Origin of the sequence: Methylobacterium hispanicum (assembly GCF_022179285.1) — a bacterium.
GTDB classification, from domain to species: Bacteria; Pseudomonadota; Alphaproteobacteria; order Rhizobiales; family Beijerinckiaceae; genus Methylobacterium; species Methylobacterium hispanicum.
In genome coordinates this window covers 106,337-127,449 of the sequence record NZ_BPQO01000011.1, presented here as the reverse complement: position 1 = coordinate 127,449, position 21,113 = coordinate 106,337, and the positions used below count along the sequence as shown (strand labels likewise).

At 70.8% G+C, this 21,113-nt stretch carries 19 protein-coding genes and 1 pseudogene; 9 read left to right on the top strand and 11 right to left on the bottom strand.

The genetic code is table 11. The features are described 5' to 3' along the window. Positions 1–10 precede the first annotated feature (10 nt). Entirely contained in the window at positions 11–1,453 is a 1,443-nt protein-coding gene (locus MFF56_RS14565) for a hypothetical protein (RefSeq protein WP_238230228.1), read from the top strand. A gap of 3 nt (positions 1,454–1,456) precedes the next feature. Here MFF56_RS14565 and dnaE read toward each other — a convergent pair whose 3' ends face one another. Beyond that, positions 1,457–5,410: a DNA polymerase III subunit alpha gene (dnaE, locus tag MFF56_RS14560; protein ID WP_238230227.1), complete on the bottom strand. Its 3,954-nt coding sequence runs from the start codon at positions 5,408–5,410 to the stop codon at positions 1,457–1,459. Between the two features lie 165 nt (positions 5,411–5,575). On the opposite strand from dnaE, the gene MFF56_RS14555 reads away from it, so the two are divergent. Both MFF56_RS14555 and MFF56_RS14550 read left to right on the top strand, forming a co-directional pair. Then, positions 5,576–7,696 (top strand): ATP-dependent helicase, encoded by a 2,121-nt coding sequence (locus tag MFF56_RS14555; RefSeq protein WP_238230226.1) that lies wholly within the window; start codon positions 5,576–5,578, stop codon positions 7,694–7,696. Positions 7,697–7,820: 124 nt separating this feature from the next. Then, positions 7,821–8,498, top strand: a complete 678-nt coding sequence (locus MFF56_RS14550; RefSeq protein ID WP_238230225.1) for a hypothetical protein — start codon at positions 7,821–7,823, stop codon at positions 8,496–8,498. Positions 8,499–8,589: 91 nt separating this feature from the next. Here the strand turns inward: MFF56_RS14550 and MFF56_RS14545 are convergent, their stop codons facing one another. Genes MFF56_RS14545 through MFF56_RS14535 form a run of 3 tightly spaced genes read right to left on the bottom strand, consistent with a single transcriptional unit; the run spans position 8,590 to position 10,176 of the window. Continuing rightward, positions 8,590–9,093 carry a L,D-transpeptidase gene (locus MFF56_RS14545; protein ID WP_238230224.1) on the bottom strand — a complete coding sequence of 168 codons (504 nt, stop codon included), beginning with the start codon at positions 9,091–9,093 and terminating at the stop codon, positions 8,590–8,592. Next, a complete protein-coding gene (locus tag MFF56_RS14540) occupies positions 9,090–9,767 on the bottom strand; it encodes a RusA family crossover junction endodeoxyribonuclease (protein WP_238230223.1) in 678 nt (225 codons plus the stop codon). Before MFF56_RS14540 ends, MFF56_RS14545 begins: the two co-directional genes overlap by 4 nt. Positions 9,768–9,783: 16 nt before the next feature. Next, a complete protein-coding gene (locus MFF56_RS14535; protein ID WP_238230222.1) occupies positions 9,784–10,176 on the bottom strand; it encodes a hypothetical protein in 393 nt (130 codons plus the stop codon). A 69-nt stretch (positions 10,177–10,245) separates the two neighbouring features. On the opposite strand from MFF56_RS14535, the gene dnaQ reads away from it, so the two are divergent. The 3 genes and pseudogenes from dnaQ to MFF56_RS14525 all read left to right on the top strand — a co-directional run bounded on the left by dnaQ (position 10,246) and on the right by MFF56_RS14525 (position 12,062). Further along, positions 10,246–10,995 (top strand): DNA polymerase III subunit epsilon, encoded by a 750-nt coding sequence (gene dnaQ, locus MFF56_RS14530; protein ID WP_238230221.1) that lies wholly within the window; start codon positions 10,246–10,248, stop codon positions 10,993–10,995. 350 nt (positions 10,996–11,345) lie between these two features. Next, positions 11,346–11,480: pseudogene (locus tag MFF56_RS32300) on the top strand (MucR family transcriptional regulator); the annotation flags it as partial. 63 nt (positions 11,481–11,543) lie between these two features. After that, on the top strand, positions 11,544–12,062 hold the full coding sequence (locus tag MFF56_RS14525) for a MucR family transcriptional regulator (RefSeq protein ID WP_373324081.1): 519 nt from the start codon (positions 11,544–11,546) through the stop codon (positions 12,060–12,062). Here MFF56_RS14525 and MFF56_RS14520 read toward each other — a convergent pair. Next, positions 12,059–12,784, bottom strand: a complete 726-nt coding sequence (locus MFF56_RS14520; RefSeq protein WP_238230220.1) for a hypothetical protein — start codon at positions 12,782–12,784, stop codon at positions 12,059–12,061. The genes MFF56_RS14525 and MFF56_RS14520 overlap by 4 nt on opposite strands. A 481-nt stretch (positions 12,785–13,265) precedes the next feature. On the opposite strand from MFF56_RS14520, the gene MFF56_RS14515 reads away from it, so the two are divergent. Together MFF56_RS14515 and MFF56_RS14510 are read left to right on the top strand one after the other, a co-directional pair. Next, entirely contained in the window at positions 13,266–13,418 is a 153-nt protein-coding gene (locus MFF56_RS14515; protein ID WP_238230219.1) for a hypothetical protein, read from the top strand. Between the two features lie 121 nt (positions 13,419–13,539). Next, a complete protein-coding gene (locus MFF56_RS14510; protein ID WP_238230218.1) occupies positions 13,540–14,487 on the top strand; it encodes an HD-GYP domain-containing protein in 948 nt (315 codons plus the stop codon). Here the strand turns inward: MFF56_RS14510 and MFF56_RS14505 are convergent. Together MFF56_RS14505 and MFF56_RS14500 are read right to left on the bottom strand one after the other, a co-directional pair. Then, on the bottom strand, positions 14,484–15,398 hold the full coding sequence (locus MFF56_RS14505) for an EF-hand domain-containing protein (RefSeq protein ID WP_238230217.1): 915 nt from the start codon (positions 15,396–15,398) through the stop codon (positions 14,484–14,486). The two genes, MFF56_RS14510 and MFF56_RS14505, sit on opposite strands and share 4 nt — an antisense overlap. A gap of 413 nt (positions 15,399–15,811) precedes the next feature. Beyond that, positions 15,812–16,249 (bottom strand): hypothetical protein, encoded by a 438-nt coding sequence (locus MFF56_RS14500; protein ID WP_238230216.1) that lies wholly within the window; start codon positions 16,247–16,249, stop codon positions 15,812–15,814. A gap of 120 nt (positions 16,250–16,369) precedes the next feature. Between MFF56_RS14500 and MFF56_RS14495 the strand changes: the two genes are divergently transcribed. Next, positions 16,370–17,332, top strand: a complete 963-nt coding sequence (locus MFF56_RS14495; RefSeq protein WP_238230215.1) for a hypothetical protein — start codon at positions 16,370–16,372, stop codon at positions 17,330–17,332. Positions 17,333–17,344: 12 nt separating this feature from the next. On the opposite strand, the gene MFF56_RS14490 is transcribed toward MFF56_RS14495, so the two are convergent. The 4 genes from MFF56_RS14490 to MFF56_RS32295 all read right to left on the bottom strand — a co-directional run bounded on the left by MFF56_RS14490 (position 17,345) and on the right by MFF56_RS32295 (position 21,069). Beyond that, positions 17,345–18,385 carry a hypothetical protein gene (locus tag MFF56_RS14490; RefSeq protein ID WP_238230214.1) on the bottom strand — a complete coding sequence of 347 codons (1,041 nt, stop codon included), beginning with the start codon at positions 18,383–18,385 and terminating at the stop codon, positions 17,345–17,347. Continuing rightward, positions 18,382–20,295, bottom strand: coding sequence for a hypothetical protein (locus MFF56_RS14485; protein ID WP_238230213.1), 1,914 nt, complete (start codon positions 20,293–20,295; stop codon positions 18,382–18,384). Before MFF56_RS14485 ends, MFF56_RS14490 begins: the two co-directional genes overlap by 4 nt. A gap of 3 nt (positions 20,296–20,298) precedes the next feature. After that, on the bottom strand, positions 20,299–20,712 hold the full coding sequence (locus tag MFF56_RS14480; RefSeq protein WP_238230212.1) for a hypothetical protein: 414 nt from the start codon (positions 20,710–20,712) through the stop codon (positions 20,299–20,301). Between the two features lie 72 nt (positions 20,713–20,784). After that, positions 20,785–21,069 (bottom strand): zinc ribbon domain-containing protein, encoded by a 285-nt coding sequence (locus tag MFF56_RS32295; protein ID WP_373324080.1) that lies wholly within the window; start codon positions 21,067–21,069, stop codon positions 20,785–20,787. Positions 21,070–21,113 lie beyond the last annotated feature (44 nt).

The window sequence follows — 21,113 nt, the reverse complement described above, 5'->3', positions numbered from 1 at the left end:
AGCGCGACACGTGGCCTTGGAAGGGACAGACCGGCGGTTCGGCGTCGTCATCTTCGACGACACCCAGGACGACCCCGGAAACGCGATCGCGACGGTGACCGAGGACGGGGTCCGCACGACCTACGACCGCATCTCGGGGCCGCACGAGCTCGCCACGGACGTTCTCTGGTGGTCGAACCTTCCCTACGAGGTGCTCTTCCGGAAGACCGAGATGTGGAAGGCCTCCCATCTCCGCCACGACAAGTACCTTCCGGTCGGGCCCGGCGAGGCCCTCCGCGAGTGGAACTGCGACCTGAAGTACGAGCCGCCGGAGCGTGCCGGCGCGATCCTCACCATGCTGTTCTACCGGGTGATGAACATCGCCTTCGGGCTCCTGCGCGAGAACAGGCCGCGGCTGTCCGTCGACGAGGCGTTCAAGGGCAAGACCCTGCGCGACGACCTGCGCGGCCTGCTCCCGGAATTCGAGTATCCGCGCCAGGAGGCGGCGCAGGCGCTGAAGCGGGGCGTGGCCTACGAGGAATTCACGAACACGATGGTGCGCGCGCCCCGCGACACCAAGCGCATCACCCTGCGCATCCCCCGCCTGACGCACGCGTGGCGCATCCTCGAGCAGCCCGCGCCGCAGGGCCCCTTCGAGTTCGTCGACAAGTCCCGCCTGCGCCGGCTCGCCTCCCCGTCGGAGTGGGTGGTCGACAGCGAGAAGCCGGTCTTCTCCGACATCGCCGTGAAGAAGATGGACGACCGGCACGCGCCGATCTTCGGCTTCGGCAACGCGACCAACCAGAGCGAGCGCCGCAGCAGGAACTGGATCCCGCAGAACGAATTCACGCAGCTCTCGAAGTTCGCCGATCTCGTCGTGCGCGGCGCCTACGTCGGCGAGACCTACGGCGACTCCATCGTCGACCGTTGCTCGGACGGCGTCATCGACTTCATGAGCGGCCGGTTCTCGGACTTCTCGTGGTCGGCCGGCATCGTCGCGGAGGCCTTGTGGCGCGCCGCCGCGCTGCCGGAGGAGAAGGGCCGGAGCAGCCAGGGACGCGCGGGCGAGGAACGCCCGCACACCTCGTGGCAGGGCGTCTGGGTGCGCGGCTTCGACAAGGGGACGATGTTCGTCCACGCGACGCGGTTGATGGAGCTCGGCTACCCGCCGGTCTCCTACGGCATCGGCTGGGTCCGCTGCGCCGTGTTCGACGAGCAGAAGGACGCGTTCATCCGCGACGCCGTCACCCTGGGACTGGTGCCTCAGATCGCCGACGTGCCCGAGAGCTTCAACGTCGGCGAGGCCGAGATCGCCCAGGCCTGGGGCGGCGACAAGAAGATGGCGCTCTACGTCGCCGGCCTCCTGCGCCGCGACATCAACTTCCTCTGGGACATGGACCGCCTGATCACCATGGACAGGACGGACCGGACCGCGATCCTGATGCGCTACCGCGAGCGCTTCGCGCCCGTCTGAGCGTCATCGCATCACGGGGGCGGAGACGGCGACCCGCGGCGGCGGAGCCGACGGCGTGCGCGCGCGGGGCCGGGCCGCCTGGACGGCGGCGGGGGCGAGCGACACGGCTTGACGCCGCGTCGCGGCACCGGCGGGCGCCTGGGTCTTCACGTCCTCCCGCAGATACTCCCGGACCTGCTCGACGATGTCGACGGCCTCGAGATCCTTCCTGCGGGCCGTGGTGAGCGCGAAGCGCCCGTCGAGGGCGAGCTTCTGCTTCTGGCCGTTCTGGATCCAGAACAGGTCGATGCGCACGCCCTCCCGCGCATGGGGCGGCAGCTTCATCTGCTCGACGAGCCCGAGGATCTGGTCGAAGCGGGCGTTCTCGGCCACGTCCAGGAGCGAGCGCCGACGCGTCTCCACGGCGGCCTCGGCGTCCGCCACGTCCCGGGCCCGGATCTGCGCTTCCTGGCTTCCGGCATCGGCCCGCTCGAGGCGGGCGCGGGCCTCGGACGCGGTCTGCTGCAGGGCCCGCAGCTCGCCCATCTCGGCCATGCCGAGCCGGATGCGCCGCGGGTCGAGATCGATGCGCACGTCGGTGGCGTACGGGGCGAGGAAGTCCTTGGCGGGCTGCACGTCGTCCACGTGGAGGCGCGGGTCGTCGGCCTGCCAGACCATGCGCCCGAGGATCGCCGCGGGCTGGCGCGATCCCCGGGCCGCGTCCAGGATCGCGTGCATCTCGTCCAGGGACCGGGTCTGGCCGCGCCGGTTGGGGTAGATGAAGACGCGGTAGTTGCCCCCGGTGTCGGAGGCCTCGACGTCGAGGCGCGGCCCGCGTTCCGTCGTCGTCTTGCGCACGTTCTCGATCATCGCGACGACCACCGCGCGCGTCTCGCTCTCGCGCCGCGCCGTCATGACCTCGTAGATCGAGCCGCGGGTGCCGACCCGGACGTCGGGGCTCTCCATGTCGGCCTTCGCCATCCGCGGCCGGAGCATCTTGAGCGGGTGCTGATCGAAGTAGAACCCGACGGCACGGTACTCGCGGTCGGGGATGTCGGGCCATTCGGCCGTGGCGTGCATCTCGGCCGGGAGTTCCTCCCGGGCCGTCTCCTCCGCCGCGAACAGGCCGAACTGGTCGGTCGACTTCGCCTCGCGCTTCGCACCCTTGGCGAAGAACTGCGCGGCGGCCGCGGCCTTGGCGCGGTTGGATTCCGGCGGCCCGCCGGCCACGATCGGCAGGCCCGCGAAGGCGCCCACGGCCGCGAGGTTCTCGATCTGGCTGCGGTTGAACAGGCCCACCGTGCGGCGGCCGAAGTCGGCGACCGTCCGGAAGGGGCCGTTGGCCTCCCGCTCGGCCACCATGGCGTCGATGCCGCCCGAGAGGCCCTTGATGCCGACGAGACCGAAGCGGATGGCGGCGCCCTGCTCCGAGCGCTCCGGCGCGAAACGCCCCACCGACCGGTTCACGTCGGGGGGCAGCAGCGGGATCCCGAAGGCGTCGAGATCCTCCTTGACCAGGGACATCTCGGCGGCGGCGTCGGTCTTGGTCGCTCCGAAGGAGAGCGCCGCGGCGTAGAACTCGTGCGGATAGTGCTTCTTCAGCCAGCCCGTGTGGTAGGCGATCAGCGCGTAGGCCGCCGAGTGGCTCTTGTTGAAGCCGTACTCGGCGAACTTCGCGATCTTGTCGAAGAGCTCCTCCGCGGTGCGCGCCGACGTTCCGTTCGCCAGCGCGCCCTTCACGAAGCCCGCCTTCTGAGCGTCCATCTCCGCCTTGATCTTCTTGCCCATGGCGCGGCGCAGCAGATCGGCCTCGCCGAGCGTCAGGCCCGCGACGGCCCGGGCGACGGCCATCACCTGCTCCTGGTAGACCATGATCCCGAAGGTCTCCTCCAGGATCGGCTTCGTCTTCTCGCGCGGCTCGGGATAGTCGGGCTCCTGGCGGCCGTTCTTGCAGTCGTTGTAGACCGGGATCATCTCCATCGGGCCCGGCCGGTAGAGCGCGTTGGCTGCGATCAGATCCTCGATGCGCGTCGGCTTCATCTCCCGGAGCGCGCGCTTCATGCCGCCGCTCTCGAACTGGAAGATCGCGTTCGTCATGCCGCGCGCGAAGATCTCGTAGACGCCCGCGTCGTCGAGCGGGATCTTGTCGAAGTCGAGCTCGACCCCCCGGGAGGCCTTCACGTACTGCCGCGCGAGCTTCAGGATCGAGAGCGTCTCGAGGCCCAGGAAGTCGAACTTCACGAGCCCGACGTCCTCCGCGCCCTTGAGGTCGAACTGGGCGAGCGGCATGCCGTCCGTCGCGTTCCAGGTGACCGGCAGCAGCTGCTCCAGGGGCACGTCGCCGATCAGGATGCCGGCGGCATGGACCCCGCGCTGGCGCAGCAGGCCCTCGATCTTGCGCGCGTTGTCGAACAGCACGCGGGTCTTCTCCGAGGCGTCGACGAACTGGCGCAGGTCGTGGATCTCGTCGTAGGCGCGCTTGAGCGGGTACGGGTTGCCCTGGACCATCGGGACGAGCTTGGTCATCCCGTCGGTCTCGTTGAAACCGTAGCCGCCGTCCCGCTCGTGCGTGAGCACCCGTCCGGCGTCCTTGATCGCCGTCTTGGACTTGATCTCGCCGAAGGAGGCGATCTGGCTGACGAGGTCGCTCCCGTAGCGCTCTCGCACGTACTGGACGACGGAGGCGCGGCCCTGGATGCAGAAGTCGATGTCGAAGTCCGGCATCGACACGCGGTCGGGGTTGAGGAAGCGCTCGAAGAGGAGGCCGAAGCGGAGCGGATCGAGGTTCGTGATCCGCAGCGCGTAGGCGACGAGCGAGCCCGCGCCCGAGCCGCGGCCGGGTCCCACCGGCACGTCGTGGGCGAGCGCCCACTTGATGAAGTCGGAGACGATCAGGAAGTAGCCCGGGAACTTCATCTTGACGATGACGTCGAGCTCGAACTCGAGCCGGTCGCGGTACTCCTGCCTCGCCTCCTCGCCGGTGCCGAGTTCGGCGAAGCGTTCCTCCAGACCCGTTCGGGCTTGATGGACGAGTTCGTCCTCCTCGCTGCGGCCGGCGGCGTCGAACCGCGGCAGGCGCGGCTTGCGCTTGGCGACCTTGAAGGCGGTGCAGCGCGCGACCTCCAGCGCGTTGTCGCAGGCCGTCGGCAGGTCTGCGAAGAGCGCGCGCATCTCCGCGTCGCTCCGCATGTGGTAGCGCGCCTCCACCCGCGCCCGGAGGGTGCCGGGGCCGACCGTGATGGAGCCCGTCTCCTTGCGGGCGACGGCGGAGAGGATCTCCAGGGCGTCGTGCCGCTCCTCGCCCGCGTAGAGGACCTGCGAGGTGGCGACGACCGGGCGCCCCTGGCGGTAGGCGGTGTCGATGAGCCACGCCTCACGGGCGAGATCCTCGTCGGTCTCCACGCCGTTTCGGCAGATCTCGACGAAGAAGCGGTCGCCGAAGATGGCCGCGAGACCGCCCGGATCCTCGACCCAGGACAGCCAGTCGGCCGCGCCCGGCGCGTTCTGGCGGGCGGCGTCCCAGATGCGGGACATGAAGCCGTCCTTGCCGCCCGACAGGCAGATCACGTCCTGGGAGTACTCGGCGTCGAGGAGATGGCCGAGCTGGACGTAGGACCGGTCCTTGTGCGCGGAGATCCGACCCTCGGCGTCGGGAAAGAGCGCGACCTTCAGGAGACGGCAGAGATTGACGTAGCCGGTCTCGGACTGGGCGAGGAGCTGCATCGTGCCGAAGACGTTCGTCGCCCCCGCCCGAACCCGGATCTTCGTCCCGACGATCGGCTGCACCCCCTTCTCGGCCGCGGCCGAGGAGAACTTGTAGACGCCGAACATGTTCATGTCGTCGGTCAGGGCCAGCGCGGGCTGGCCGAGCGCGGCGGCGCGGGCGACCAGTTCCTTCACGCCGCTGACGCCGCGCGTGCCGTGCGAGAAGGAGAAATCGCTGAGGACGTTGAGGTGGACGAACGGTCGGTCGGTCATGGCCCGTCGTGTTCCGGCGCAGGCGCCGATGGAAGAAGGAATCGACGCAAGGCGCCAGCTCCCCGGGGGCGCCCCAGGTGCGCGTCCCCCGCGTATCGAAGGAACGAAACTTGACGCCGGGCGATGCACCCGTCAAGAAAATAGCGCCCCAGCTTCGGAGTTCCGGTGGATCTCGTTTCACTCCTTCGTTCCCCTCTGGACGACCTGGATCCCGAGCAGCGCTCGGCCGCCGCCGCGGTCGCCGGCGGCCATGTCGTGATGGCCGGCGCCGGCACCGGCAAGACCCGCACGCTGACCGCGCGGATCGCGCATCTCGTTCGCGAGCGCGGCGTCGATCCTTCGTCGATCGTCGGAACGACTTTCACGAACAAGGCGGCGCGCGAGATCCGGGAGCGCGTCGGGTCGAGCGCGGGCGCGGCGGCGGCGGCGCTGCGCCTGGGCACGTTCCATTCCATCGGCGCGCGCATCCTGCGCCGGCACCCCTCGGATGCCGGCTTTCCGGACCGATCCTTCACGGTCCTGCCCCAGGCCGAGGCCGCCGAGCTTCTCAGGAGCGTCGTCGAGGATCGGAGGCTCCTGCGGGCGGTGCCGCTGCCGGACCGCGATCCGGCTCTCTCCGACGAGGACTGGGAGCGGCTCTCCGCCGAGAACGACGGCGATCGGCGCCGCGAGACGACGGCCTTCGTCCGCGAGGCCGCCAGGGCCATCGCCCGATGGAAGTCGTGGGGTCTCACCGCCTCGATGGTGGCCGACCCCGCCCGGGGACGGCGCGATCAGAGCCAGGAGGTCTTCGCGGCGACCTACCTCGCCTACCAGCGCGCGCTGGAGGTCCGCAACATGGCCGATTTCGGCGATCTCGTGCTGAAGGCGCTCGTCCTCCTGGAGGAGGATTCCCGGATCTCCCGCGCCGAGGCGGGTTCCGTCGCCCACCTCCTCGTCGACGAGGCGCAGGACGCCAACGCAGTCCAGGTCCGCTTCGCCCGAGCCCTCGCGGCCTCCGCGGACAGCGTCTTCGCGGTCGGCGACGAGAACCAGAACATCATGGCCTTCCAGGGGGCCTACCCGGGAGCGATGCAGGCCATCGCGGGCGCCGGAGCGAAGCTCCATGTCCTGACCCGCAACCGGCGCTGCACCGACGAGATCCTGCGGCCGGCCAACGAGGTCGTGCGCTGGAACGGGGGCGCGCGTCCCGGCGCTCTCGTATCGGGTCGGTCGGGCCCCGCTCCTCAGGTCGTGGCCTACGATTCCGAGGTGGCCGAGGCGCACGGGGTCGCCAAGGCCGCGCGGCAGCTGATCGCCGACGGCGCCGACCCGGCGAAGATCGCCGTGCTCGTGCGGAGCGCCTGGGTGCTCAAGCCCTACGAGGAGGCGTTCCTGCGCGCGAAGGTGCCCTTCGCGGTGGTCGGCGGCCGCAACGCGCTGGACCGCGAGGAGGCCAAGGACGTCGTAGCCTTCCTGCGCCTCGCCACGAGCCCCCGCGACGACCTCGCCTTCCGGCGGATCGCGAACAAGCCCGCGAGCGGGCTCGGCCAGGCTGCCGTCGAAGCGGTCGTCGGCCACGTCGCCGCCTCGGGCAGGACGTTCCACGAGGCCTGCCTCGCCGTAGCCGAGGCGGGGCATCTGGAGGAGCGGGCCCGCGAGAGGCTCGAGACCCTGGCCGAGGGATTGCGCCTCCTCTACGCCCGGGCCGCCGGCACGAAGCCCGAAGGGCTCGTCGAGATCGCGGTGACGCGCACCGGCTACGAGGAGCACCTGGACCGCAGCGAGGGCGACAGGAAGGAGCGGCGCGCCACGGTGGCGATGCTGCGACGCGCTGCCCGCGACGCGGACGAACTGCACGAGTTCCTGGAGACGCTTGCCCTGATGTCGGACCTCGAATTCGAGGGCCTGCGCGAGGGCGCCCGGGTAAGGATCTCGACGATCCACGCCGCCAAGGGCCTCGAGTTCGACGAGGTCTTCCTGCCCTGCTGGGAATCGGGCGTCTTCCCCAACCCTCGCGCCGTCGACGAGGGCATGCGGGGGCGGCCGGGCGACGCCTGGAACGGACCGATCGGCGGAGGCGTCGACGAGGAACGCCGCCTCGCGCACGTCGCGCTCACCCGCGCCCGGAACGGGGTCCGGATCTCCTACGCGACGAACCGCATCGGATTCGGAGCCTTCCTGGGGGCGGGCCCGTCGGCGCTGATCGCCGAGGCCGACCTCAAGCTCACGGCCGCCCCGAACGGCGATCTGAGGCCCGCCAAGGCCTCGCGGACCTCGCGGATGCCGGCCCGCCGCGGCCGGTGACGTCGGCCGGTGAGGTCGTGGCGCCTTGCATGACCGCCGCCTATGGTCCGCGGCATGGAGGCCGTCCGCTTCCCGCCAGCTTCGGGTCCGCGCCCCGGCCCACCCGTCCCGCGAGAGACCGATCATGTCCGATTGCACGCTCCCGACCGACGCCTCCCGCCTCGGTCTCCGACACCGCGACGTCGCGTCCATTCACGTCGACTGGGACAAGATCAGAAGCGACAACGACTACGAGGACATCGTCGTTCATCCCAAGCCCACGGCCGACGTTCTGCGGGAGCACGGCTACGAGGGCGACGAGGACTTGACCACCGAAGAGGGCCTGGAGGCTGCGATCGAGGAATTCGAGGGCACCCGCGGGCACGACGAGTGGCGGGACGCCAACCAGCCCATGATGAACTACGTCTGGCCTTGCGAGATGGCCTACGGGACCAGCAAGGAGACGGCGGCGCAGCGGATGGCGGAGCACGGGGGAGCGACCTGCCTCGTCAGCTACAGCATCGGCGGCGAGGAGTTCGTCGGCATCGCCCTGACGGGCGGCGGCATGAACCTCGCCCACGACCTCGCGGCAGCCTACGTCTGCTGCGGCCACGCCCCGCCGCTGGCTCTCCTCGACGACGCTCTCTCGCAGATCAACGAGATGTCGGCCCCCGTGCGCCCCCTGGTCGTCGAGGCCGCCGCGCGCGTCGTCGAGAGCCTGCGCTGGTCGGCGACTTCCCTTGAGGAACGGGTGGAACGGGCGCGCACCGTGATCGCGCCGCCGGACGTCGCCGAGACGTCGGCCCCGGGTCCGCGGGCCTGAGCGGGCCGAAAGGCTCGGCTCGGGCCCGCTCCTTCCGGCGGGCGGGACCCGCCGGCACCGTCCCGGAGTTCCGCGGAGCCGATGCCGGCGGTCAGCGCACCACGACGAGGGCGCCTTTGTCGACGCGCCCGTAGAGATCCTCCACGTCCGCGTTGCGCATGCGGATGCAGCCGGACGAGGCTTCGCGGCCGATCGAACCCGGCGCGTTCGTCCCGTGAATCCGGTACGCGGTGTCCTTGCCGTCCACGTAGAGGTAGAGGGCCCTGGACCCGAGCGGGTTGCCGGAGCCGCCCGCCACGACAGCAGGCAGCTTCGGATCCCGGCGGCGCATCGCGGCCGTGGGCGACCACGAGGGCCATTCGGTCTTCCGGCCGACGTAGACGACGCCCGTCCACTGCTCGTCGCGGCGCCCGACCGCGACGTCGTACGCGATCGCGTCCTCCGGTCCCGTGACGAGGAGCAGCGTCCGGCCGCGGGTGTCGACCACCACGGTTCCGGGCTCCTCGCCGCCGTCGTACGGGACGGCCTCGCCGGCCAGCGCCGCGCCCGCGAGCAGGAACGCCGCGGCGGCGACGGGGAGCAGGCAGGCGTTCACCGGCGGGTTCCGTGGGTGAGGAGGTCGAGGAGGCCTCCGAGGGTCGGGTCCGCGGGCCTGACGCGCAGCGCGATGGCGGGCTCCGGCAGGCAGATCTTGGCGAGGCGCATCTCGACCACGAGACGGTCGTCCTTGAACACGACCCCGTTCACCGCGTCGAGAACGGCCTTCACGAGGTTGTCCAGATCCCCGTCCGTGTTGTCCGTCGGCCAGAGACCGGCGTCGCCATCGAACGCCAGGATGGCGTCGATGCCCATCGAGACGGCGATGGGCTCGCGGCCGCGCATCGCCGCAGCTCCCGCCATCCGGACGGCGCCCTCGAAGGCGGCAGTCTGCTTCGGCGTGTAGGTGTGGTGGCGGATCCGTGTATCCTCGTCGCCGCCCCGGACGATCGAGAGGAAGCGGCTCGGATTGCCCTGGGCGGCCGCGAACGCCCTGGCGAGCTCGGCGGGCGGAAGGAACGTGCGGGGTCGTTCCTTGGGGCGCGGCTCGAGGGAGACGGCGAACGAGACCTCGGGGAAAGGGGCGAGGGCATTCGGAAGCCGACCGCCCTTGGCGGGTTTCCGGGGAGGCGCGGCGCGCCGGCCGGTTGCGGCCGCCTTCGTCCTCGCGCCGGGGGCTGCGCAGGCGATGCCCAGCCGACGGGCTTCGGACTCGCTGATTCTCGCGCCCATCGGTCACTCCGTTCCTTCAAGGATGGCCCGGGGCGGCGAAAGGCTCAAGCGCGAGAGGAGGCAGGCCGGCGGCCGCCCGCCAAGCCCCCGCCTCGTCGTGGGCCGCGGCCCGCATCGCGAGCGCCGGTCCCAGCGGGCAATGGGCGTCGAGGTAGGCCTGGAGCCGCTCGGCCGCCTTGCGGGCGTGGAGCGGCCGCGACGGCTGCTCGTAGGAGCCGTACCTGCGGATCTGAGCGGAGGCGAGGTCCTGCAGCATGGATGCGCAGCCGTCGGAGAGACCGCCGCGCGCGTCGGCGAGTTCCCGGACCAGATCCCCGACGCGGCCCGTGGGGGCCCCCGCTCCCTGGCCGAGCGGGTAGGAGGCGAGGCATGCGCCGACCCAGAGGCATGCAAGGGTCGAGAACCTCATGGTCGTTCCTTCGTTGACGGGTGCGGCGCGGGATCCTATCACCATTCCTTCTGAAAGGGGCACGCCGGTATGATCTACAGCCAGCGGATCGTCGTAGGCGATACGGAGACCACGGGCACGGATCCGAGGAGCGGCGATCGCATCATCGAGATCGGCTTGGTGGAGATCGTGAACGGCTTCCGCACCGGCCGCCATTTCCACACCTACGTCAACCCGGAGCGCCCGGTACCGGCGGATGCCACCGCGATCCACGGCATCACCGACGAGATGCTGAAGGATGCTCCCATCTTCGCCGCGGTCGCGGCCGACGTCGTGGAGTTCATCGGGGACAGTCCGACGATCTTCCACAACGCTCCGTTCGATCTGGGCTTCTTCGATCTCGAGTTCGGCCTCCTGTCCCTGCCATCGCTCGACCGTGGGCGCGTGACGGACTCGCTCGTCGAGGCGCGCCGGCGTCTTCCCGCCGGATCGAAGGCGAACCTCGACGCGCTCTGCACGCGGTTCGGCATCGACCGGACCCAGCGGACGAAGCACGGCGCTCTCGTGGATTCCGAGCTGCTGGCCGACGTGTGGCTCTCCATGACGGGCACCGGCGGCCTCGCACACGGTTTCGGCCCTGCCGCGCAGGCGGGCGACACGGAGCGGGGCGCCGCACCATCCGTGCTGCGCAGGCACGGCCCGGAAGTAGGTGCCACTCTCATGCGCCTCGTCCCAAGCGAGCACGAGACGGAGAGACATTCGGCCTTCGTCGCGGATCAGCTCACCAAGGCGATCTGGGCGACCCGCCCGACGGATGCGGTGCCGACGCCATCTCCGTGACGATCCACCGATAACCGCTGGACGGCTCCAAACCTGCGGCAGCATGTCGCGCTAACCGTTAGATGAAGTCAAATCAGCGTTGGTTTCACGCTTCGTTGACGATCGGTTCGTCATTCATTCCACTCTGCTCGGGATCGTCCAGTTGCGTGACCGGTCCGATCTGCGATTTTGCGTCCACCTCATGACGGCCGAAGCGGACCATCGGCAGTTTCCAACGGCATGGGGAGCGACCTACCGACGGCGGGAAGCTTGACCGTTGGCGGTGCCGCGAGTGATCGGAGCACCGGCATCGGTGCGACGGTGCGACAAGCACTCTGGACGCGCTTCCGGAGCGTGCCAGGGGACATCCAATGGCAGGCGAGATGCAGGAATCAGGATCAGGGGTACCTTACGTCGACATCTTGGACCTGACGGCCGACCTCGTGCGCGCGCACGTTTCCAAATCCGACGTGCCCCCCGAGATGCTCCGAACCCTCATCCTGGAGGTGCATGGGACGCTGAAGGCTCTTTCGGAGCCTCGGCCGGCCGGCGCCGCAGGTCCCATACCCATGTCGCCCGCCGCCGTCCTGGCCTCACCCGAGGAGCGGGCCTCCGTCGTCGCGGCCGCCTACGCCAAGCGTGACGAACCTCCCGCGCCGGTCGAGGCCGCCGCACCCGCGGCCGGCGCGAAGACCGACGCCACCCTTCCGGCATCGCTCGCCCCGGAGACGCTTGAGGGTGCGGCACGGCGCAAGCGTGCCGTCGCCGTTCCTCCGCCTCTGGCGTCCCTGCCGGACGACGCCCCCGCCGTGCCGCCGGCGCTCAGCGTGAGCCCCGACGCAGTGATCGATCTCGCGGGCGGAAAGGCTCACGGGAACCTGGGCCGCTTCATCGCGGACGCGCGCGGAGAGGATCCGGAGGCGTACCGCAGGCGGTTCGGGCTGCCGAAGGAATATCCGATGATGGCGCCGCGGCTCATCCGTACGCGCGGCCGCGTGAGCGAGATCGATCCGGTGACGTTCAGACGCCTGTCGAGCGGCCCCGTCGAACGCGACGCACGCTTCGACGGGGACCCGAAGAGCTCCTAGGCCGCGAGATCGACGGGGACGGCCTGGAGGTTCGAGGCTGCCACGCGCACGCGCGCCGCGAGAGCGTCCGGTGCGACCGGTAGCCGGAGGGTCTCCACCTCGAAGCTCTTCCTGATGGCCTCCAGGTCCGCCACGAGCCGCTTCAGCCCCTTGTCGGGCGCGACGGCCAGTCCGGCCACGAGACCCGCCAGGGAGAACTCCTGGTTCAGGGCGGTGGCCGTATAGGCGTGCGCGAACTGGACGTCGGACGTCTGCCCCTTGGTCGATCCGCGGGCGATGGTCCGGACGGAAAGATCGGGATGGGACGTCGCGATCGCGCCAGCGGCCGCGACCCAGGCGAGCGCCGGACGGGAGATGCAGTCGCCGAGTCCGGAGGCGAACGCGACGAAGCGGCCGGCGATCTCGACCGCGCAGACCAGCGCCTCGAAGGGTGCCTTGAGGGCTTTGCGGTCGACGTTGACCGCGAGGTGCAGGACGTCCCGGGGGAGGTCGGTCATGCGCGGGTTGAGGAACGCCACCCGTCCGTCGGAGGGGCCGAGTTTGCGGAAGTCGTCGCAGGCGTACCAGCGGATCTCGCGGCCTCCGAGGTCGATCACGGAGGCGAGCGCCGCAGCGACGTCGCCGATGCGCGCCGACGAGAGTTCGCCCGGCGTTCCGGCGGGAGCGAAGACGAGCCCGCCCTTCTTCGAAGCGACCGTACCGTGATACATGGGGACTGACATCTGGCTGTGCGCTCCTTCGCTGCGGAACCAATAGCGCATCGAAGGAATGTTCCGTCAACATGGCCCGATTGGGACAACGATTCCTTCATTCCCCTAGGGCAGGATGGCTTTCGGTCGGAGGTCGGTTGCGTGGAAGTTGCGAGGACGTGGATCGATACCGAGCTCGTCGGACAAGCGGCAGCCACCGCTGCGGCCGTCGCGACGGGAGCTTTCGCCGGACAGATCCTGTCAGGCGCAGCCGCCGCCGCCGTTCCGTGTGCGGCCGTCTTCGGGATCGCGTTCGGGACGGTGCTGCTGCGAGGTCCGCGCGATAGGCGCGATCCCGGCCTGCGCCTCGCATGCGATGCCGTTTCGGCGGCCGGAGCCGCGGCATTTTTCTGGGCCTCTCCCGGCCTGTTGCAGATTTGAGGGCCAACCGATGGGCATCGTCTTGCAGTTCCCCAGGCCGAAGCAGCCGCCGCGCGCAGAACGTCTCACGTCGATGACCGCCGCGGAGATCGCGGACATCGTCGAAGCCCACGACCAAGCCGTCGCGGAAGGGGCCGTCGATGAAGTCGAACGCCTCGGCCTCCTGCTCGACGAGATCGGCCGCGAGCGCCGGAACGCCGGGCTTCCGGAGCAGCCCGCGGCCTGAAGCACGCCCGCAGGAAGCGCGGCGTCGTAGGAACGGAGCCGAGGCGCTCCCTCCGGCCGGGGCGCGGCTTGCGCCTTGCGTCCACAGCCGCTCCAATGCCCAGGCAACCGGAGGGCGGCTCTTGTCAGGCGCAATCGAGAACCATGCGGCGCGCGTCCTGATCGAGCAGGCCGCAGCCCTCCCGGCGTGGCGTCAGCGGGAGGCCTTCTACGCGCGTGAGGAGGCGGCTCGGCGGCCCGAGGTCGCGGACCACGCCTACGCGGTCGCCCTCCTGGCCTGGAACCTCGCCAGGGCGCTGAACGTGGATCCCGGAACGGCGGCCGAAATCTACGAGGCCGCACGGCTGCACGACATCGGCAAGATCGCGATCGACGACGCCATCCTCTACAAGCCCGGCCGCCTCGATCCGGCGGAGGCGGAGGAGATGCGGCTGCATGCGGCCTACGGAGCCGCACTCCTTTCCGTCGAAGGCGCGCCTCCCCTTCATGCCGTGATCGCCCGCTACCATCACGAAAGGTACGACGGGTACGGCTACCATGCGCTCAAGGGCGAGGACATTCCCTTCGCGGCGCGGATCGTCCAGATCGCCGACGTCTACGAGGCGCTCACCGCCCGCCGCCCCTACAAGGGCCCCATGGCCGCCGAGGACGCGCTGCTTGCGATGTGCGGCGACGCCCCTTCGCCCGCCTTCGGTCGCCGTTCCTTCGATCCCGGCTTTCTCCGCGTCTTCGTGCGCCTGCGGCTCGACACGGACCCGTCTCTCGCCGCGGAAGCGACGAACGGTCGGGACGCGGCGGCGCGGCGCGAGAAGATCCGCACCCTGCGGGACTACGTCGCTTCCGACCCGATGCTCGACTTCGGCCCCGGCGAACTGCCGGACGGGCTCGTTCTCAAGGCGAGCGGCGCCCGTCTGCTCTACGAGATGGACGGCGAAGGCGCGAAGGTCCGCCTGCTGGCGCTCGTGCAGCCGAACGGCTCGGTCGTCGGCGGGATCTCGGCGGACGCGTTGCGGACTGCCCTGTCGTCCCAGCCCGAAACGTCCCCGGTCCCCGGGGCCTGCGCCGCCTAACGGGCTTCCGTCGACGAGGCCCCGGTGACGCCGTAGCCGCGCACCTTCGGGAGCGGCTCGGAGAAGAAGGAAGGACCGGGGCCGGGCTGCCGGGCGGCCGCGGGCGCGGGCTTCGGATTCGGCTGCGGGCGGACCTTGACCGCTTGACGCGCCACCGCCGCGTCGGTGGCTTCCCCGGATCGGGCATCCGGAGCGGGCGCCGACGCGGCCGGTGTGGAGCCCTGCTTGGGAGTCGGCGTCTTCGGATGCGCCTCCGGGGGCCTGCTTGGCGCCGCGGCGATCGCGGCCGGAGGCTTGGCCGCGACGGCGCCGGTCCTGGGCTGGGGTTGCGGCTTCGCGGCAGCGAGCGCCTTGGGCTCGGGCGCACGTGCCGCGGCGGGAAGCTCCTCCATCCCCAGAGTACCGTCGCGGTTCGCGTCGAGCTCGTCGAAGGCCTCTCCGAGCGCCAGCGTCGCCTTGTCGAGGTCCAGGTAGCCCTTGCGGCCGCGCGTCCCGTCCTCGACGAGAGCTCTCGCGATGCGGGCCGACCGCCCGATCCTCTCGATCTCCTCGGCGATGCGCAGATCCACCTCGGACCGGTCGACGACCCCGTTCCCGTCGACGTCGAAGCGGGCGAACTGCTGCGCCGCGCCGCGCTCGAAGCTTTCGCGGATGCCGGCCTGCTGGAGCGTTTCGGTCCGATCGGCGGCCAAGCCCGTCTGCTTGCGGAACTGTTCGGCGGCCGCGGCGAGCGCATCTTCGCGGCCGACCTTTCCGGCCTTCGCCCCGTCGGTCTCGCGCCACCACCGGTCCGCGCCTTCGCGGACGTTCCTCTCCATCAGAGCGATGTTCTGGGCGAGCTGCTCGGCGGTGACGAGCCTGCGGTTGTCGCGGTCGAACCGGTAGAGGCTCTCGGCCACGAACCGCTGCACGAAGATCGCCTTTTGGACGCCGATCGACGAGCGGAGATCCGGCGCCAGCGCGGCGGCGAGCGTGGCCGCCCCGGCTGGGACTCCCGGCCGCCGGGGCGTCGCATCGGCACCGCGCGGAATCGAATCGGGGGATGCCGGAGCGGATACGGCGGCGGGGACGGCAGGCTGCGGGCGTCGGATCTTCCGGGCGCTCCGCTCCGCGGAACCTGCCGACGTGGCGGGCGCGAGCGAAGCGGGGCCCTGCGCCGACGGCGGGGCGGGCGCGTTCTGCGCGGAGGCCGTGGCCGCGGCGAACGCCGCCGCGACGGCCGCGGCCAGAGTGAGAGTTGTGCGCGCCATGCGGTACTGTTCCTTCGTCCCGTCGAACGATCGAGTGGATGCGCTCGTCCGTCAAGAAGGAATGGCCGAGCCGCTCAGGCCGCGAGGCGTCGGGCGATCCGCACGTTGCGACGCCCCGGGTCCATGAAGCGCTGGACGATGCGGAGCGCGAGCAGGTCGTCGCAACCTTCGGCCCTCGCGTCCGATGCGATGCCCGCGGCTGTTCCGGGACCGGCGATGTCGCGCACGAGCGCCTCCGCGTCATCGCGGCAGCGGGTGTAGGAAGGGATGGCGAACACGTCCTTGAAGACCGTGGCGGAGGACCCCTGGAAGGTCCGGTAGGCCCGCGACAGCGGCATCGCGCCCGTCCGGGTCTCCACCGCCGGATCGACGTGGGCGGCATGGAGCAGGACGTCGATCTCGTCGAGGATGGCCGGCCTCGGATCCGTCTCGGCGCTCGCCAGCAGTTGCCGGACACGCCCCTCGATCTCCTCGCGCGCGACGAGCCCCGACCGGTGGAAGTAGCCCGTCATCTCGCTCTCCTGAAAAACCCGCCCGTCCGGCGGAGGGATGACACTGCGGTTCCTTGCAAAGGACAAGCGCTGGCGCGTTGCGCCGAGCCTCGTTAGCCCGGAAGCCACGGAGGACGCACCATGCAGACCAAGCGCCGCGACGAGATCCGGTGGTTCGAGCCCGATCTGGAGATTCCCGGGCACGGAAGGAACCTCGTCCGGATGATGATCCGCTCGCCGGAGGAGGCGGTTCTGTCCGTCTGGGTGCCGGGCCGCATCCAAGGCGCGGCGAGCCTCGAGGGGACGTACCTCCTCGACATCACGCGCAAAGGTCTCGATGCGCCCTGGACGCCGGCCTACTTCGAGAGCGGGGTGGATTGGTGGCTGGCGGGATCGGGAACCCCCGGTCGGCGCAGCCCTGACGTCCGTGAACATCCCGTTCTCGTCACGGCCTTGGCGGACGCGCGACGCCTGTTGGCGGACGAGGAAGCCCATGTGCTCGCACTCGGTGCGGGCCGCCTCAGGCTCGAGGCGGGAGCCGCGCGGGGGCGGGGGGCGGAGGATCGGCCCACGATTCCCGATCTCGACAGGGACGTCGAACACGTCGCCCGTCAGGCGCCGAAATGGCTCTCGCGGCAGGAGATCGAGGCTCTGGGACCGCGACATGCGGCCTACGGCTTCGGAGCCGCCATCGACACGGAGTTCGGCCCCGTGACCGTGCAGATCCAGGCCGGCCCGGTCGTGCGCCTCGACGCGATCGTCGGCGTTCCGCTCCTGAAGGCCTCCCCCGACGGCCCGATCGCGTTCCATCTCGCCGCCCGGTGGTCGCAGGGCGGCGGCTGGGATGAGGTCCGTCCCCGGTCCGAGGTCAACATGGCCGCCGCGGAGGCCATCTTGGAGGACGTGCGGCGCCTATTCCCGGTCGAGATGCGGGCCGCTTTCTCGGCCTGGGCCTGCACGACGCTCGCGCGGGCGGAACTCGCCGACGCCGCGGCCGTCCGGAGGGCGGCGATGTCCGAGACGGTGGCCCAGGGCCTGGATGCGCGCGCCCTGGCGGCGGAGGAGCGGCTCGCGTCCTTGAGCGGGCCGGTTCCCCGGGCGTAGTCCGGGCGCCCTTCAGTTCCCCGCGGTTGCCCCAATCTGGTCCGACGCCCGGGCCCAGAGCGAGAGGATCGCGGCCCGGACTTCCGGTGGGACGTCGTCCGCCTCGAAACGGGTCTGGATGGCCTCTCGCAACAGGGATCCGTCTCCCGACCGGCCCATCTCCAGCGTTGCTTGGTTCTTCAGAAGCTCGACGAACGCGCTCGCCGGCGCGGCCTCGACGACCGATCGCGCGATCGGCTCGCCGATGGCGGTCGGTTTCGCCGGAGCGATCTGCAGGCCGGTCAGATCGAACAGGTCCGTTCCGGTCGGAAGATCGAGGACGTGCGGGACGATCTCGCAGTCCCCCGTCAGTTCGAAGACCGTCGGAACGTGGTCCAGCGCGTCGACCGCGGTCTGGGTGATGTTGCCCGTGTTGAACCAGACGGTGGGTCCGCAGGTGACGAGCGGCTTGCGCAGGTGCATGTGGCCGTTGACGACGAGCGCGCATCCCTCGATCGCGTGCGGCACGAGCGCTCCCGGGTAGGCTCCCTCCAGCGCGACGTCGTGGTGGGTGATCCAGACCACGGTGTCCACCTCGGGGAAGGCGTCCCGGACGTCCGTGGGAATGGTCTGCCCGTATGGCGTCGCGCCGAGCCCGACCCGGAGTTCGCCGATCCGGTAGACGCAGACCGGGCCGCTCGTGCGGACGACCGAGATCGTGCCCCCCGCCGCGAGGAGCGCGAGGCTGTCGCAATCCTCCAGCATGTCGTTGGCCTTGTCGTGGTTGCCCGTGTTGGTCACCGGCGTGGTCCAGCACCCGGCCAGGATGCGGGTCAGGCGCGTCTTCAGGCGCTCGTCCTCGACGTACGGGCGGTCGTAGATGTCGCCCAGGAAGACGGGGACGAGCCGGCGGGCGTCGGCGATCGCGATCGCCTGGGCGACGGCGCCGAGCACCGTCGCGCCGTAATCGACGTCCTTGCGCCGACCTGGCTTGGTCGAGCCGAGATGGGGGTCGCCGATGAACAGCAGGCCTCCCGCATCGATCACCGGCAGTCGTTCGGTCCAGGCGGTCATGCGGCGTCTTCGATGTCGTGCGCCAGGAAGTGGCTCGCGTCCCCGAGGCCTGCGCCGCAGGTCGGGCAGAGTCCCCCGAGCGACTGGATGGCGGCGGCGCAGGCGCGCTCGTTCTCGACGAGCTTCGTCCGCAGCGCCGCGAGATCTTCATGGGCGGCCAGGGCGGTCCGGCGGGCCTGTCGCAGCCGCTCGAGGTCGGCGGCGGCATCGGCCGCGGTCCCCAGCTCGGGCGCCTCGGCGAGGCCGCTGCCGACCCAGGCGCCGACGGACGTCAGGTATGCCCGCACCCGGGCCGCCAGCATGCCGCGCACGAGCGCCTCGCACGCGCTTCCGTCTTCCAGCGCCGGGACGTCGTCGGGCAGGGTCGCGAGAAGGCGCGCCCGCTCCCGCAGGGCCGATGCGCGGGCGCGCAGACCGGCCATCGATCTCGCGGCTTCGTCGCAGGCCGCGGTCTCGGCGAGGGCGGCGAGGGCCTCATCCGCCGCGTCGGCTTCCGGCAGACGGGCGTGGACCGCCACGGCGGCCGAGCGGACCGCCGACCTGGTTCGTGCGGCCACGAGGGCAGCGGCGTCCCGCTCCATCCCGCGGAGCGTCTCGGCCTCCCGCTGCACGGCTTCGGCACGGCCGACCAGCGCGGCGCAGTCCACCTCCAGCGCCAGTGCGGACGAGAGCCTCGCGATGCGCTCGCGGAGCGCGGCGACCGTGCGCTCGCCCTCCCGCACCGTCCGGGCGTCGGCCGTCACGTCCGCCTTCTGGAGGTCCTGCATGACCCGGATGAGTTCGCTCTCGCGTCCGATCGAGAGGACGGAGGCCCGGTCCGCCGGCCCGCGGTCGAGGAGGAAGGTAGGGAGCTTCTGGCGCTGGAAATGATGCTCGTCGTCCGCGATTCCGACCTTCTCGGCCACCCACGCCGGAACGTCGCGGCCGCCTGCGTCGCATCCTTCGTGGACGGTGCCGTCGGGCTCCAGGAGCGTCCAGCACTGGATCGGGTTGCCCTTGAGACGCCGGACGTACCGCAGGATCCGGCCGTGCTCGAGACCGATCTCGACCACGGCCTCCGCGGCCCCCCGATCGCGCACGAGGCCCTCCCGACCCTCGCCGTGGAAGACCGCGCGCAACGCGCGGTTCACGATGCTCTTGCCGAGGTTGTTGTCGCCGCAGACGCCGGTGACTCCGGGGCAGAGGTGCAACACCGCGTCGACGTGGGACTGCACGTTCCGCATGCGGATGTAGCGCATGCCGGGCTCGTCGTCGGTCCAGGCGTGCCGGCGCGGATCGTTCTCGATCCGGACGCCCTCGGGACTGTCGGGGATGCCCTCGACGCGGGCCAAGTGGACGCCTTCGGGCAGGAACGCCGGATCGTGGTGCGAGATCAGGATGGTCTGGAGCGAGAGCTCGCGGGCCGTCTGGTGGACGACCTCCAGGTAGCTCCGGACGCGCTCCGGCTTGATCCAGCAGTCGGTCTCGTCGAACACGACGATCTTGCGCCGTCCCGACTTGACCGCCGCGATCAGGCGCAGCCCCGTGGAGACCGCGTTCGTCAGGGCGCCGCCCTGATCCTCGTAGATGTCGGAACGGCCGCCCTCCGGCTTGCGCACGAAGATGTCGAGGGCGGGCAGGGAGCGCTTCACGCCGAGCTCGAGCCCGACCTCCCCCGCGGTCGGGACGACCTCGCGGGCGATCAGCGACAGGAGCGCCTCGTAGCTGCCGACGTTGCGCCGATGCGCATCGGCCTGCAGCCGCTCGATGAAACTCTCGATGCCGGGACGCATCAGCTGGCGTCCCTTGGCGAGCGCCACCTCCCCGCAGGTCGCCGCCTCGAGGGCGACGAGTTCGTCGCGGCGCGCGCACAGGCGGGCGCAGGTCCGCAGCAGCTCGGAGAGCCCGCCCGGTTCGGACGTCGCGTGCATGCCTCAGGCCGCTCCGGCGACGTCGTCCACGAGCGCGGATACGGCGCCGAGGCGCTCGTCGAGGAGCCTGCCCAGATCGGCGATGCGGGTGCCCGGCTGCCTCAGGATCGCTTCGATCGCCCTGTCCTCGGCCTCGAGCCGTGCGGCGGCGTCGCGGACGCGGACCAGCTCGGCTTGGTAGGCGTCCACGGCTTCGGTGTTGCGCCGCCACCCGGCCTCGATGCGGCTCTGGAGCGCGTCGACGTCGGTGGTGCCGTACTTGTCGAGGATTTCAGCCTCGAGCCGGGCGAGTTCCGCGGCGGCGCGCTCCGCATCCGCCTCCGAACGGATGTGGGCGCGCCGAAGGGTCTCGTGCTCGGGCTTGAGCCGCGTCAGGAGGGCGCGGTTCTGTTCGTCGCTTCTGCTCTGGACGGCCATCTGGGAATCCCTCATCCCGACAGCATCGGACCCGGAGGCCGGCGCGTCAACGGTCCATTCCTTCGATGGTTCTCAACATCTTCCCTGCCGTGAGCAACGAGGACCTTCGGAGATCGCAAGACCTCGTCCAGTCGACGCTCCGCGGGTATGCCGATGCAAACCCTCCACTTCCTGCAACGGCGTGTTCCACCGCCGCGTGATGTTGACCGACGCGTTGATGACGGCGTGTGCGGTGCGGCCACAGCTGACGCAGACGAAGGGAGCTTGGCTCCATCGGGTTGTCGCGCCCACCACACGGCACGTCGCGCAGGTCTGCGACGTGAATCGGGACGATCGCCACCTGCAAGCCGTGACCATCAGGCATGGTGCGGAACTCGCCCGCGGCTTCAGGGCGCGATGGG

Excerpts from the sequence above, each read along its gene's own strand:
- MFF56_RS14490 (WP_238230214.1), bottom strand. The coding sequence starts at position 18,385 with ATGACCGCCTGGACCGAACGACTGCCGGTGATCGATGCGGGAGGCCTG.
- MFF56_RS32295 (WP_373324080.1), bottom strand. The coding sequence starts at position 21,069 with ATGGTCACGGCTTGCAGGTGGCGATCGTCCCGATTCACGTCGCAGACC.
- MFF56_RS14540 (WP_238230223.1), bottom strand. The coding sequence starts at position 9,767 with ATGGGCGCGAGAATCAGCGAGTCCGAAGCCCGTCGGCTGGGCATCGCC.
- dnaE (WP_238230227.1), bottom strand. The coding sequence starts at position 5,410 with ATGACCGACCGACCGTTCGTCCACCTCAACGTCCTCAGCGATTTCTCC.
- MFF56_RS14525 (WP_373324081.1), top strand. The coding sequence starts at position 11,544 with ATGTCGCCCGCCGCCGTCCTGGCCTCACCCGAGGAGCGGGCCTCCGTC.
- MFF56_RS14495 (WP_238230215.1), top strand. The coding sequence starts at position 16,370 with ATGCAGACCAAGCGCCGCGACGAGATCCGGTGGTTCGAGCCCGATCTG.
- MFF56_RS14535 (WP_238230222.1), bottom strand. The coding sequence starts at position 10,176 with ATGAGGTTCTCGACCCTTGCATGCCTCTGGGTCGGCGCATGCCTCGCC.
- MFF56_RS14520 (WP_238230220.1), bottom strand. The coding sequence starts at position 12,784 with ATGTCAGTCCCCATGTATCACGGTACGGTCGCTTCGAAGAAGGGCGGG.
- MFF56_RS14485 (WP_238230213.1), bottom strand. The coding sequence starts at position 20,295 with ATGCACGCGACGTCCGAACCGGGCGGGCTCTCCGAGCTGCTGCGGACC.
- MFF56_RS14480 (WP_238230212.1), bottom strand. The coding sequence starts at position 20,712 with ATGGCCGTCCAGAGCAGAAGCGACGAACAGAACCGCGCCCTCCTGACG.
- MFF56_RS14550 (WP_238230225.1), top strand. The coding sequence starts at position 7,821 with ATGTCCGATTGCACGCTCCCGACCGACGCCTCCCGCCTCGGTCTCCGA.
- MFF56_RS14515 (WP_238230219.1), top strand. The coding sequence starts at position 13,266 with ATGACCGCCGCGGAGATCGCGGACATCGTCGAAGCCCACGACCAAGCC.
- dnaQ (WP_238230221.1), top strand. The coding sequence starts at position 10,246 with ATGATCTACAGCCAGCGGATCGTCGTAGGCGATACGGAGACCACGGGC.
- MFF56_RS14500 (WP_238230216.1), bottom strand. The coding sequence starts at position 16,249 with ATGACGGGCTACTTCCACCGGTCGGGGCTCGTCGCGCGCGAGGAGATC.